This window comes from Sphingomonadaceae bacterium OTU29LAMAA1 (assembly GCA_024072375.1).
GTDB lineage: Bacteria > Pseudomonadota > Alphaproteobacteria > Sphingomonadales > Sphingomonadaceae > Sphingomonas.
Genome location: CP099617.1, coordinates 2,340,723 through 2,353,458 on the forward strand (window position 1 = coordinate 2,340,723; position 12,736 = coordinate 2,353,458).

At 66.7% G+C, this 12,736-nt stretch carries 14 protein-coding genes; 8 read left to right on the top strand and 6 right to left on the bottom strand.

The genetic code is table 11. From position 1 onward, the window contains the following. Nucleotides 1-4 precede the first annotated feature (4 nt). Entirely contained in the window at nt 5-1,018 is a 1,014-nt protein-coding gene (locus NF699_11370; protein USU03677.1) for a ferritin-like domain-containing protein, read from the bottom strand. A gap of 275 nt (nt 1,019-1,293) precedes the next feature. Here NF699_11370 and NF699_11375 point away from each other — a divergent pair, with 275 nt between their 5' ends. Both NF699_11375 and NF699_11380 read left to right on the top strand, forming a co-directional pair. Beyond that, a complete protein-coding gene (locus tag NF699_11375) occupies nt 1,294-1,812 on the top strand; it encodes a sigma-70 family RNA polymerase sigma factor (GenBank protein ID USU07063.1) in 519 nt (172 codons plus the stop codon). Nucleotides 1,813-1,828: 16 nt separating this feature from the next. Continuing rightward, nucleotides 1,829-2,533 carry an anti-sigma factor gene (locus NF699_11380; GenBank protein USU03678.1) on the top strand — a complete coding sequence of 235 codons (705 nt, stop codon included), beginning with the start codon at nt 1,829-1,831 and terminating at the stop codon, nt 2,531-2,533. 21 nt (nt 2,534-2,554) lie between these two features. Here the strand turns inward: NF699_11380 and NF699_11385 are convergent, their stop codons facing one another. The 4 genes from NF699_11385 to NF699_11400 all read right to left on the bottom strand — a co-directional run bounded on the left by NF699_11385 (nt 2,555) and on the right by NF699_11400 (nt 5,415). Then, nucleotides 2,555-3,430, bottom strand: a complete 876-nt coding sequence (locus NF699_11385; GenBank protein USU03679.1) for a MipA/OmpV family protein — start codon at nt 3,428-3,430, stop codon at nt 2,555-2,557. 67 nt (nt 3,431-3,497) lie between these two features. After that, the gene (locus NF699_11390; protein ID USU07064.1) at nt 3,498-3,905 is read right to left on the bottom strand and encodes a DUF2141 domain-containing protein; all 408 of its coding nucleotides are present in this window, start codon (nt 3,903-3,905) and stop codon (nt 3,498-3,500) included. Continuing rightward, nucleotides 3,853-4,662 carry a sterol desaturase family protein gene (locus NF699_11395; protein ID USU03680.1) on the bottom strand — a complete coding sequence of 270 codons (810 nt, stop codon included), beginning with the start codon at nt 4,660-4,662 and terminating at the stop codon, nt 3,853-3,855. Before NF699_11395 ends, NF699_11390 begins: the two co-directional genes overlap by 53 nt. 249 nt (nt 4,663-4,911) lie before the next feature. Beyond that, nucleotides 4,912-5,415 (bottom strand): GNAT family N-acetyltransferase, encoded by a 504-nt coding sequence (locus tag NF699_11400; GenBank protein ID USU03681.1) that lies wholly within the window; start codon nt 5,413-5,415, stop codon nt 4,912-4,914. 108 nt (nt 5,416-5,523) lie between these two features. Between NF699_11400 and crtY the strand changes: the two genes are divergently transcribed. From crtY to NF699_11425, 5 genes are all read left to right on the top strand, one after another. Next, nucleotides 5,524-6,690 (top strand): lycopene beta-cyclase CrtY, encoded by a 1,167-nt coding sequence (crtY, locus tag NF699_11405; GenBank protein USU03682.1) that lies wholly within the window; start codon nt 5,524-5,526, stop codon nt 6,688-6,690. A gap of 25 nt (nt 6,691-6,715) precedes the next feature. After that, nucleotides 6,716-8,194 (top strand): phytoene desaturase, encoded by a 1,479-nt coding sequence (locus NF699_11410; GenBank protein ID USU03683.1) that lies wholly within the window; start codon nt 6,716-6,718, stop codon nt 8,192-8,194. A 136-nt stretch (nt 8,195-8,330) separates the two neighbouring features. After that, on the top strand, nt 8,331-8,909 hold the full coding sequence (locus tag NF699_11415) for a septal ring lytic transglycosylase RlpA family protein (GenBank protein USU07065.1): 579 nt from the start codon (nt 8,331-8,333) through the stop codon (nt 8,907-8,909). A gap of 48 nt (nt 8,910-8,957) precedes the next feature. Beyond that, a complete protein-coding gene (locus NF699_11420; protein ID USU03684.1) occupies nt 8,958-9,539 on the top strand; it encodes a TIGR00730 family Rossman fold protein in 582 nt (193 codons plus the stop codon). Continuing rightward, on the top strand, nt 9,529-10,473 hold the full coding sequence (locus NF699_11425; GenBank protein ID USU07066.1) for a phytoene/squalene synthase family protein: 945 nt from the start codon (nt 9,529-9,531) through the stop codon (nt 10,471-10,473). The genes NF699_11420 and NF699_11425 overlap by 11 nt, the downstream gene beginning before the upstream one ends. An 89-nt stretch (nt 10,474-10,562) precedes the next feature. Here NF699_11425 and NF699_11430 read toward each other — a convergent pair whose 3' ends face one another. Continuing rightward, nucleotides 10,563-10,793: a hypothetical protein gene (locus NF699_11430; GenBank protein USU03685.1), complete on the bottom strand. Its 231-nt coding sequence runs from the start codon at nt 10,791-10,793 to the stop codon at nt 10,563-10,565. Nucleotides 10,794-10,891: 98 nt separating this feature from the next. Here NF699_11430 and NF699_11435 point away from each other — a divergent pair, with 98 nt between their 5' ends. Beyond that, nucleotides 10,892-12,736 (top strand): ABC transporter ATP-binding protein/permease, encoded by a 1,845-nt coding sequence (locus NF699_11435; GenBank protein ID USU03686.1) that lies wholly within the window; start codon nt 10,892-10,894, stop codon nt 12,734-12,736.

Genomic DNA, 12,736 nt, shown 5'->3' on the forward strand with positions numbered 1-12,736 from the left:
CCCCTCAATTCGCGCCGCTGGAGCGGATCGCGGTGTTGCCGTTGTTGATGCCGTTCGGGAAGAACCCGCCCGCGGTCACCGAACGGGGATTGAGGTAGACGATGTTCAGCACCTGTGCCGGCGTACGGCTGTAGGCGAGACCATTGGTATCCAGCGGCACGATGTTCGACACCGTCTGGCCCGATACGGTCGTCGGATTGACGCCCTGGTCGAGGTCGGTGGTGCCGTCGACCGAATCGCGCAGGTTCGAGATCGTCTCGGTGTTGGTGCGCAGTGCCGGGATCGTCAGGCCGCGGGCGTAGAGCGCGGTACGGACGATGGCGGCATGATATGCCTCGACCGCGAGGATGCCGGCGGCCGCCTCGAGATAGGTCTTGTTGTTGATCAGCGCGCCGGCCGCACCCTTGTAGGCGGTGACTCCGACATCCTCGAAGATGAAGGCAGCCTGCAGGAAGCTGTTGTCGTCGGCATAGGGATCGAAACCGGTCAGGGCCGGCGTCGTGCTGGCTGCCGCTGCGGCGAACGCACCACCGGCTGCGCCCGAGATGTTGATCGCGGGCTGTGCGGCGATCAGCGCATCGCTGGTGCCGGTGCCGCGGATCGCGGCGCGCAGGAACGTCACGTGTGCGATCTCGTCCTGCGTGATCTCACGTGCGTAGGCGGCGATCGCGGGATCGGTGAAGTTGACCCGGCGAGCCGAGCCGGTGCCGGTGCCGGTGACGACCGCACCCTGCGTGCCGACGCCGCCGGTCAGCAGATTGTTCGGCAGGCCCGCGCCGGTCGATGCATAGCTGTAGAATTGCGCCTCGAGATATTCGAGGTTGAGCGCGAAGTTCAACACGTCGACTTCCGAAGGACCGGTCGTCTGTGCCTGCGCCTCGCTTGCGATCGACATCGCTGCCGCGCCTGCGGTCGCCACCGCCGCCATGCCCATCACGTTGGTGAAAAAGCCGCGACGTTCTTCCCGCCGCCTCGCGCGGGCGTCGAACGCCTCGATAATCTGGTCCGTCTGGGTCATGGTGGAAACCTCCCTCACCTGTCCGGTCGTTCCGTCATCGCGGCGTCACGTCGACAGCCGTATCCGGTTAACCTCGATCAGGTACGTGCGGTGAGACGGAAGGATGCCGCGCCACAAAAAGAAATATTGCCATTTCCGTGCTGCAATGCGGGGGAAAGCGAAGTTTTCGCAATGTCGTGTTGCCGCTTGCGCGAAGTGTCGTTAGCCAAGGACTTGTGCAGCAAGACGACGAAATCAGCCGCAATTCTGCCCGTGCGGCATTGGTCGATGCGCTGATGCGTACCGGACAAGACGATCGCGACGCGTTTCGCACCGTCTATACGATGACCTCTGCGAAGCTTTTCGGCATCTGCCTGCGTATCTGCGGCGAGAGGCAGGGTGCCGAGGACGTGCTGCACGATGTGTATCTGACGATCTGGAACCGAGCGGGCGCCTATCAGCCGGGGCGCGCGAGCCCAATCTCGTGGCTGGCGACGATCGCGCGCAACCGGGCGATCGACTGGCGACGACGGCAGGGCCGGACCCGCAGCGTCGCGATCGAGGAAGCGGATGCGATCTCCGACGGCCATCCGGCGCAGGACGACGTCCTGCTCGCCGACGAGGCCAACGCCCAGCTGCATCATTGCCTGGAGGGCATCGAAGATCGCCAGCGCGGCGCGATCCGCAGCGCGTTCTTCGGCGGCCTGACCTATGCCGAACTGGCCGAGCGGCAGGCGGTGCCGCTGGGCACGATGAAATCCTGGGTCCGTCGCGGATTGCTGGCGCTGCGGAGGTGTCTCGATGTCGACGCCTGACGATCTCCTCCCGGACATGACGGCCGCCGAACTGACGCTGGGGCTGCTCGACGGCGCCGAGCGCGACGCGGCGCTGCGCCGGCTGGTGGAGGAACCCGACTTTGCCCTGGAGGTGGAGCGGTGGCGCGACTGGCTGTCCGCCTTGTTCGCAGACTGGCCCGCGGTCGAGGCACCGGCGGCGCTGGCGGCACGGATCGAGGCGTCGCTGGATGCGTCGGGCGGCGGCGCGATGACTGCAGCGAACGACAATCACGCGCGCTGGCACGCGCGCTGGCGGACGCTGGCGCTGGTGGCGAGCCTTGCCGCCTGCCTGCTACTGGCGGTGACGACGATGCTGTTGCTGCAGCCTGCGCCGGAGCCGGTGCGGATCGCCGTGCCCGTCGCCGGCCCCGCACCGCTGATCGCGGCCATGGCGCCGACCGGCACGGGCACGCCGGTCGCCGCGGCTTACGATCCCCTGCGCGGCACGGTGCGGATCGCCGGTACGGTCGACGTTCCCGCCGGCCGCTCGGCCGAGGTGTGGGCGATCGTCGGCACCGCAGCCCCGCGCTCGCTCGGCGTGATCGCCGATGCCACACGCGCCGAGCTTGCCATACCGGCGGGCTTACGGCCGGCGATGGCAGCGGACACGGTGCTGGCGATCTCGATCGAGCCCGCCGGCGGCTCGCCGACCGGTGCGCCGACCGGTCCTGTCGTCGCTGCGGGCAAACTCAGCGGCTGAGCGGGACGACCGGGGGCCGGATCAGAAGGTGTAAGCCAGCCCCACCGCGCCCAGCCACTGGTTCTTGGAGCCCGCGATGCTGACCAGCGGGCTGTCGGCGAAGTCGTTGAGCATACGGCGATAGGTGCCGCCCGCGACGAGCTTGAATCCCTTCAGCAGGTTTCCGGTCAGCGAATAGGTGGCGAGGCCGCCGAGCGTGTAGTTCTTCCACCCGCCGCGTGCGCTGTAGGTCGGCAGGCCGCTCGCGACCGATTGCGTCGGCGATACCGAGAAATAGGTCGTGCCATAGCCGCGCCCGGCGCGCTCCGCGGTCGCGAACAGAGCGACCGCCGCCTTGGTGCTGAGCGGGGTCAGATAGTTGACGCTGGGCTGCCAGATGCCGCTGTCGTGCGCATTGGAGACATCGTGGCGATAGCTGATCGTGGCCGACAGCTTGTCGTACGGACTGGTGATGACGCCGGTCTTGCCGATGCCGATATAGCCGCCGAGTTCGATCGCGGTCTTGATCTCGCCCAGCGCGCGGACGCGACGGTCCTCGATATTGTCGATATTGTTGCGATTGAAATTGACCACGCCGATCGGGCCGGCCTGGATATCGATCGTCGAATTCGGATCGTTGGGGATCAGATCGACGCTCAGCCGGTTGCCGGCGAGGGTGAAGCCGAAGCCCTTGACCGATCCAATCGCGGCCGGCGCGGGCGTCCAGCGATAGTCGTTCGAGCCTTCGTAGTCGGTCAGGTACACACCACCGCCGCCGATCGTGATCGAATCGGCATTGACGTCGAACCGGTCAATTGCGCCGGAAGCGGGCGGCGCACCGGCGTCCTGCGCGATCGCGGGGGTGGCGGTGATGGCGGCCGTGGCGAATGCCAGCGACATGAGGATCTTGGCGGACAAAGAAGAGGCTCCAAACCTGTTACGTGGCCGTAACGCGGTTCGGTCCGATATTATCCGGTCCGATCGATCAGAAGATGTAACGCATCGTGATCTGTTGCTGATTTGCATCACCGGAGACGGCGAACCGGGCAGCGGCGAAGCGCGGCGCGCCAAAGCGGATCACGGGATTGCGCGAAAAACCAAAGCCTTCCTTTGGAATTCCCGCAAAGGTATCGAGTTTGGCATTGCTGTTTTCATCGTGGATCACCGCGACTGCATAGGTGCCGAGCGGCAGGCCTTCGAACCGCATCGCATGTGCACGCGCCGGAACCGTGCGGGTGATCGCATCGGCATCGTCGACGCAGGCGGGGAAATTGTCCGGATCGGCGGTCAGGCAGACGCGCAGCAGCCCCTTGGCCGAGCGCATATGATCGACGCCTACATCAAGCCGCGCGATCGGCGCCGCGCCCAGCGCCAGCGTCGCGACGGGCAACAGGGCCGCGATCCGTACGGGCAGCCGCCACTTTGGCATGCGACCGGGCGAAGTCGCCGATGCCGCGATCGGTGCCGCACAGGCGATCCCAGAAACGGAAGTAGAGCCCATAATTGCACCCATATTGTTCATGATGGCGTTGATGGTGGCTGGCGGTGATCAACCATCCCCCCAATGGCCCCCGCCACATGAACCTTGGGAAAACCTCCCAACCCATGTGATTGGTGACGCCCATAACCGTCATGACCGTCAGCACGAAGCCCAGAGCGCCGACATGGATCGGAATTGCCAGCACCAGTAGCGGAATTGCCACAGCGCCGGTCACCGCCTCCAGCGGATGGAACGCCATGGCCGCCCATGCGGTCGGCGGGCGGCTGGCGTGGTGGACCGCATGCGCCGCCTTGAATACCGCCGGCCGATGCATCCAGCGGTGAGTCCAGTAGAACCACGTATCGTGCAGGATGAGGTAGAGCGCGACCGACACCGGCAGATACCAGAGCGGCCAGTCGTGCAGGTCCGTATACACCCGTGTCCAGCCATGCGCCCGCCACCCCCACGCCAGCACGCCGGCGGGGATGCCATAGATCGCGGCCGATGCGAGGCTCCACGCGACCTCGCGCCGCATCTGCGCGTCAAGGCCCGTGTAGAGACCGGGGTGCCTGACTCGCGTCGCCGCGGCGAACGCGCCCGATACGATCAGGTACCGCACGCCGACGATGAGCGTCATCGCCAGCGCGGACAGGGTTACGGCGAGCAGCATGACCGCGGCTTTAGCGGATTGTGGGTGCGGAGGATATGGGGTGGTCTGCTCGTCGTTCCTCCTCCGCGCGAGGGAGGAATTGACGGTTCCGCTGCTGTTGGTAGCGGATTGGGTGGCCGTCCGTTCATTCCTCCCCCGCGAGGGGGAGGTGCGCGGCGAAGCCGTGACGGAGGGGGAGGTACGCTATGAACCGCGTCGCTTGCGGAAACGCCCCCTACACCACCCGCTGAAGCGAAGGAGGAAATACGGTTATCGCTCCAGTACGTGGACCGGGTGACCTTTGTACGTCGTATCCCGGACGTGCGTGTAGCCGATCTTCGCTGCCAGCTTTCGCGATGCGGCGTTGGCCGGGTCGATGATGCATGTCGTGCGGGTGATGCCCTGCCGGTCCGCCCAAGCGAGGGCGGCGGTCAGGGCTTCGTAGGCGTAACCTTTGCCGTGCGCGTCGGGGGCCAAGGTCCAGCCGACTTCCGGCAGCGTCAGCGGCGGGTCGATCGCACGCCGAGCCTCGATCAGGCCGATCTCGCCGATGACGGCCGGGCCATCGCATACCACCCAGCTGCCATAGCCGAACGCCTGCCATTGCCCGATGGAGCGGAGCAGGCGGATCCAGACCTCTTCGCGCGAACGGGGTTCGCCGCCGATCATGCGGTAGACGGCGGGCTCGTTCCACATCGCGGTCAGGGCATCGAGATCGTCCGGTCCGTGCGCGCGGAGGGTCAGCCGGTCGGTCGTAAGCGTGGGTGCGGTCATGGCCCGGGCCATAGGCCAGATCGTGGCGCGGTGGGACACGCCCGGTGAGACAATTTGTCCACGCGAAACCAGTTCTCGCCGCACGGGCTTTCGGCTAGGCGCAGCACCATGGGCAGGACGATCCCTTGCGATGTGGCGATCGTCGGCGGCGGGCTTGCCGGCGGCCTGATCGCGCTCGCGTTGCGATCGAAACACCCGGACCTCGATCTGCGGATCGTCGATGCGGCGGAGACGCTGGGCGGCGATCACGTCTGGTCGTTCTTCGGCAGCGATGTCTCGCAAGGCGACCGCTGGGTGATCGCGCCGTTGGTGGTCCATGCGTGGCGCGGCTACGACGTCGCCTTTCCGAACCTCGGCCGGCAGATCGATGCGACCTATTATTCGCTGACCAGCGAGCGGATGGATGCGGTGGTGCGCGCCGCGCTGCCGGACGGCGCAGCGATGCTCGGCCGCAAGGTGCTGGCCACGTCGGCGACTGCTGTGGTGCTGGCGGATGGCGACAGGATCGAGGCGAAGGGTGTGATCGACTGCCGCGGGCCCGGCGACCTCGCCGTGCTCGAACTCGGCTGGCAGAAATTCGTCGGGCAGGAGCTGGCGCTGGCCGAGCCGCATGGCGAAACCGGACCGCGGGTGATGGATGCGACGGTCGAACAGATCGACGGCTATCGCTTCGTCTATTGCCTGCCCTTCACCGAGCGCAGCATGTTCGTCGAGGATACCTATTACAGCGACACGCCGGACCTGGACGGCGCGGCGATCGGCGTGCGGATCGCAGACTATGCCAAGTCGCGGGGCTGGCAGGTCGGCGACGTCGTGCGCGGCGAGGCGGGCGTGCTGCCGATCACGCTGGGTGGCGATTTCGAGGGCTATTGGCGCTCGACCGGCGCGAACGTTGCGAAGGCGGGGATGCGCGCGGGGCTGTTCCAGCCCGCGACCGGCTATTCGCTGCCCGATGCGGTGCGGCTCGCGATCAGGCTGGCCGGCGAGGGCGACCTGTCGGGCGCGGCGCTGGCGCGGTTCACGCACGATTATGCGCGGGCGGCCTGGAAGCGGGGCGGATTCTACCGCATGCTCAACGCGATGATGTTCCGCGCGGGCGATCCGGCGGAACGTTGGCGTATCATCGAGCGCTTCTACCGTCTCGACCCGACGCTGATCACCCGCTTCTATGCCGGGCGATCCAGCTTCAAGGACAAGGCGCGAATTCTGACGGGCAAACCACCGGTGCCGGTGGGGCGTGCGATCAAGGTGTTGCGGACGACGGCGTGGCGGTGAGCCACCGGCAGGAATGGAAACGAATATGAAGTCGGCGATCGTCATCGGAGCGGGGTTCGGCGGATTGGCGCTGGCGATCCGGCTGCAATCGGCCGGTGTGGCCACCACCATCGTCGAATCGCGCGATAAACCGGGTGGCCGCGCCTATTATTGGGAGCGGGACGGCTTCACCTTCGACGCCGGTCCCACCGTTATCACCGATCCCGCCTGTTTGCAGGAGCTATGGGCGCTGACCGGGCGCGACATGGCCGAGGACGTGCAGCTGGAACCGGTGACGCCGTTCTACCGGCTCAACTGGCCCGACGGCACCAACTTCGACTACACCAACGACGAAGCGATGCTGCATCGGGAGATCGGCAAGCTGAACCCGGCCGATATCGCCGGCTACAACAAGTTCCTGGAATATGCCGAGGGCGTGTACCGCGAGGGATACGAAAAGCTCGGCCATGTCGCGTTCCTCGACTTCGCGTCGATGATCAAAGCGGCGCCGGCGCTGGCGAAGTACCAAGCGTGGCGCTCGGTCTATTCGATCGTGTCCAAATACGTGCAGAACGAGAAGCTGCGCGAGGCGCTGAGCTTCCACACGTTGCTGGTCGGCGGCAACCCGATGACGACCAGCGCGATCTATGCGCTGATCCACAAGCTGGAGCGCGACGGCGGCGTGTGGTTCGCCAAGGGCGGCACCAACCGGCTGGTCGCGGGCATGGTCGCGCAGTTCCAGCGGATCGGCGGCACGTTGCGGCTGGACGATCCCGTCGCCGCGATCGAGACGCTGGGCGACCGCGTCACCGGCATCCGCTGCGAGAGCGGCTGGGCGGCGGAAGCGGATGCGGTCGCGGCGAACAGCGACATCATGCACACCTATCGCGACCTGCTGTCGACGTCGCGTAGCGCGCAGCGCACCAAGGCGCGGCTGGAGCGCAAGAGCTATTCGCCGTCGCTGTTCGTCGTGCATTTCGGGATCAAGGGCGCGTGGCCGGGCATTCCGCACCACATGATCCTGTTCGGGCCGCGCTATAAAGGGCTGCTGGAGGACATCTACGACCATGGCGTGTTGAGCGAGGATTTCTCGCTGTACCTGCACCACCCGACCGTCACCGATCCGTCGATGGCGCCGGAGGGGCATTCGACCTTCTACGCGCTGGCGCCCGTGCCGCACATGGGCAAGTTCCCGGTGAACTGGGACGAGGTCGGGCCGATCCTGGAAAAGCGTATCCTCGACGAGGTCGGGCGGCGGCTGATCCCCGATATCCACGAGCGGATCGTGACGAAGTTCAGCTATGCGCCGAACGATTTCGCCACCGACCTGAAGGCGCATCTGGGCAGCGCGTTCAGCCTGGAGCCGGTGCTGACGCAGAGTGCGTATTTCCGCGTGCACAATCGCGACGATGCGATCCCGAACCTGTATTTCGTCGGTGCGGGGACGCACCCGGGCGCGGGAATTCCCGGCGTGGTGGGGAGTGCGAAGGCGACCGCGGCGTTGATGCTGGGGGGAGGAAGGTGAGATCGGCTACTTCACGCCATCTTCATCCCGGCGAACGCCGGGACCCGTGGATGCGGTGACGTAGCAGTGCGCGCGTCGGCTACCGCGTGCGTCCATGGGTCCCGGCGTTCGCCGGGATGACGGGAGGGGCGCGATGATGCATGACGATCTAAGTGATTGGCGCGGAGCCCGACGGCTCATCACACTCGCCCCCCTCATGCTCGCACTCGCCGCATGCGGGGGACGTTACCGGCCGGTGAGCGACTTTCCCGTCAAGATCGGGCGCCCCTATACCGTCCGCGGCATTACCTACACGCCCGCCGCCGCACCGACCTATGACGAGGTCGGGTTCGCCGGCTGGTACGGCAATGAGTCCGGCAATCAGACCGCTAACGGCGAGAAGTTCCGGACCAAGGCGATCACCGGCGCGCATACCACCCTGCCTTTGCCAAGCTATGTCGAGGTGACCTCGCTGGAGACCGGCCGCACGATCCTGGTCCGCATCAACGATCGCGGGCCGTTTGCTCGCGGGCGGATCGTCGATCTGTCGCGTGGTGCGGCGGCACTACTCGGCATTCGCGTAGTGGGAACGGCGGGCGTACGAGTGCGGCGGGTCGATCCGCCGGAGCGTGACCGGGCGCGGTTGCGGGACGGCAAGGCGGCGGCGACCCGAGCCGATGCATCGCCGGCCGACCTCGCCGCGCTGCGCTATCGTTGGCAGAACAGCACGCGATGATCGGCGACGATCTTGCCCGCATCGCCGCATCGGCGTAGCGGCGGGGCCATGAAACGCCTTGCGATCTATTGCGGCTCCGCCACGCCCGCCGATCCCGTCTATATCGAATCCGCGCGCAAGATCGGGCGCACGCTGGCCGAACGGGGCATCGGCGTCGTCTATGGCGGCGGACGGCTCGGCTTGATGGGTGCGATCGCCGACAGTGCCCTTGCGGCTGGCGGAGAGGTGATCGGCGTCATTCCGCAGGCGCTGGTCGATGCCGAGGTCGCGCATCGCGGCCTCACCGAACTGCACGTCGTCGAGGGGATGCACGCGCGGAAAGCGGCGTTCACCGATCTGGCCGACGGCTTCGTCACCATCCCCGGTGGCACCGGCACGATGGATGAATTGTGGGAGGCGCTGAGCTGGGCCCAGTTGGGATATCATGCCGATCCGGTCGGACTGCTCAACGTCGCGGGCTATTACGATCACCTGATCGCCTTCTGGGAAAAGTCGGCAGAGGTGGGTTTCCTGCGCCCGCAGCACCGCGACCTGCTGATCGTCGACGACACGCTCGACGGGCTGCTCGCCAGGATGACCGCTCATGTGCCGACGCAGCCGATCGTGCGGATGAAGGCTGCTGACCTCTAGCGCCGCCCCCACGCGCGACGCGATCGTCGCGACGGCGCATGAGTCGATCGCGCGGGGGTCCAAGAGCTTCGCCGCCGCGAGTCTGTTGTTCGATCGTGCGACGCGGGAACGGGCGTGGCTGCTCTATGCCTGGTGCCGCGCGTGCGACGATATCGCCGACGGGCAGGATCATGGCCACACGATGTCCGTGGTCGAGGACGCGCCGCAGCGGATCGCGGCGATGGCGACGCTGACCGATGCCGCTCTCGACGGGCATGTCATCGGGCTGCCGGCGTTCGACGCGCTGCGGATCGTCGCCGCGGAGACGAGCCTGCCTGCCCGGTATGCGCACGACCTGATCCAGGGATTCCGGCTGGACGCGGAGGAGTGGCGGCCGCGGACCGAAGACGATTTGCTCACCTATTGCTATCACGTCGCCGGTGTCGTCGGATGCATGATGGCGGTCATCATGGGGGTTGCGCCGGACGACGAGGCGGTACTCGATCGCGCCTGCGATCTGGGGCTGGCGTTCCAGCTGGCGAATATCGCGCGCGATATCGAGGAGGATGCGGCGGCGGGCCGCTGTTATCTGCCGACCGACTGGCTGGACGAACTGGGTATCTCCCCCGACGCGGTGATGGCGGACCGGGCGAAGCTGGCACTGCTGGCGCAACGGCTGACGGATCGGGCGGCGCAGTTCGAGGCGAGCGCGCGGATGGGTACGCGGGCGCTCTCGTTGCGTTCGGCATGGGCGGTGCTGGCGGCAGCGGAGATCTATGGCGCGATCGGGCGCAAGGTCGCGGCGCGGGGCGAGCATGCGTGGGACGAGCGGGTGACGACGTCGAAGTGGGATAAGTTGCGGTTCATCGTGCGGGCGCGAGGGCATGCGCGGAGGCGGGCCGAGCTGATGGAGTCGGCGAGGAGTGCGGAGTTATGGCGGCGGCCCGGGCGTTGACTGCTCCTTCGCCGGGGTCAGGGGTGACAGCACGGTCGTAGCCTGGCCGAATGGCTTCTCCTTTTCCGCCAAGCGGAAGACGACCGAGGTCAGAGCTTGCTGACCTTTCCTTCCGTTCTGGCGATCTGTGCACCGGATGTGCGGCAGGCCGCGCCGATCATCGGAAACGGCACGTCGGTGTTGCGGGCGAGTTGGTCCGGCAGTGCCGCACGGCATTGCGCCATCGACTCATAGCGCGTCGGTACGACCCGCGCTTCCGTGCACTGGACGTTGCCATCCGCGCAGCCCATGATCGCCATGACGTAGAACAACGGTTCCATACGGCACCTCCACTCTCACAGGTTAAAATCCGTGGAGGTGGCATTATGTTCCGTCGGTCGCTTTCCGGGGCCGTCCCGCGCCCCTACATAAGGCGGCAATGCCTCCCGCCGATCCCACCCAGCAGACGCGCGCCGACCAGCCGCTGCTGCCGACCCTTCGCCGCTTTCTCCCCTACCTCTGGCCCGCGGGTCAGACCGGCCTGAAGGTGCGCATCGTCGTTGCGATGGGCTTCGTCGTGCTGAGCAAGCTCGTGCAGGTGTTCGGCGCTGCCTACACGCTGAAATATGCCGTCGACCGGATGAGCGTCGGCGACCGCGGCGTTGCTACGATCGTGATCCTGCTGGTGATCGGTTATGCCGCGTCCCGGTTTTCGACGACGCTGTTCGACAATGCCCGCAACGCGGTGTTCGAGCGGGTGGGGCAGGATGCGACGCGGCGTCTGGCAGCGAACGTCTTTCGCCACCTGCACGGGCTGAGCCTGCGCTTTCACCTCGAACGGCGCACGGGCGCGGTGACCAAGGTCGTCGAGCGCGGCACCAAGAGCATCGACACGATGCTGTATTTCCTGCTGTTCAACATCGCGCCGACAGTGCTCGAACTGGCGCTGGTCCTCGGCATCTTCTGGCACAGCTTCGGCTGGCCGCTGGTCGCGGCGACGGTGGCGATGGTCGCGGTCTATATCCTGTTCACGCAAAAGGTGACCGACTGGCGCAACGCGCTGCGCGCGCGGATGAACGACCTCGACACGGGGGCGGTCGCGCATGCCGTCGATTCGCTGCTGAATTTCGAGACGGTGAAGTATTTCGGCGCCGAGGAGCGCGAGGCGAAGCGCTACGACGACGCCATTTCCGCTTATGCCGCCGCCGCGACCAAGTCGGAGAACAGCCTGGCGTGGCTCAACGTCGGGCAGGCGCTGATCACCAACCTGATGCTAGGCGGCGGTATGGCCTATGTCGCGTGGGGATGGAGCCAGGGCCGGTTCTCCGCTGGCGACGTGGTGTTCGTGTCGACGCTGCTGGCGCAGTTGTTCCGGCCGCTCGACCTGCTTGGTATGGTCTATCGCACCATCCGGCAGGGCGTGATCGACATGGCGAGCATGTTCGCGTTGATCGATACACCGGCCGAGGTGACCGACGCGCCGGGCGCAGCACCGCTGGCGGTGGCGCGGGGTCACGTGCGGTTCGAGGGCGTGCGGTTCGGCTATGATCCGGAGCGGGAAATCTTGCACGGGCTCGATCTGGATATTCCCGCCGGCAATACCGTCGCGGTGGTCGGGCCGTCGGGGGCGGGCAAGTCGACGCTCGCGCGGCTGATGTACCGCTTCTACGACGTCGGCGCGGGGCGGATCACGATCGACGGGCAGGACATCCGCGACGTGCAGCAGGCGTCGTTGCGCGCGGTGATCGGCATCGTGCCGCAGGACACCGTGCTGTTCAACGACACGATCGGTTACAATATCGCCTACGGCCGCGAGGGTGCGGGCCGCGCCGAGATCGAGGGTGCGGCGCAGGGCGCGGCGATCGCCGGGTTTATCGAACGCCAGCCGGATGGCTACGACACCCGCGTCGGCGAACGCGGCCTGAAGCTGTCGGGCGGCGAGAAACAGCGCGTAGCGATCGCGCGGACGCTGCTCAAGAACCCGCCGATCCTGATCCTCGACGAGGCGACGAGCGCGCTCGACAGCCGGACGGAGGCGGATATCCTCGCGACGCTGCAAGCGATCGAGCAGGGGCGGACGACGATCGTCATCGCGCACCGGCTGTCGACGGTGGTGCATGCGGACCAGATCGTCGTGCTCGACGGCGGCGTGGTGGCCGAGCGCGGCACCCATGGCGAGCTGCTGCGGCTGGGCGGGCTGTATGCCGAGATGTGGGCACGGCAGGCGCAGGAGCGCGACGACGATGTGCCAGGCGCGAGCGAGGGTGCACTGGCAGCGGAGTGA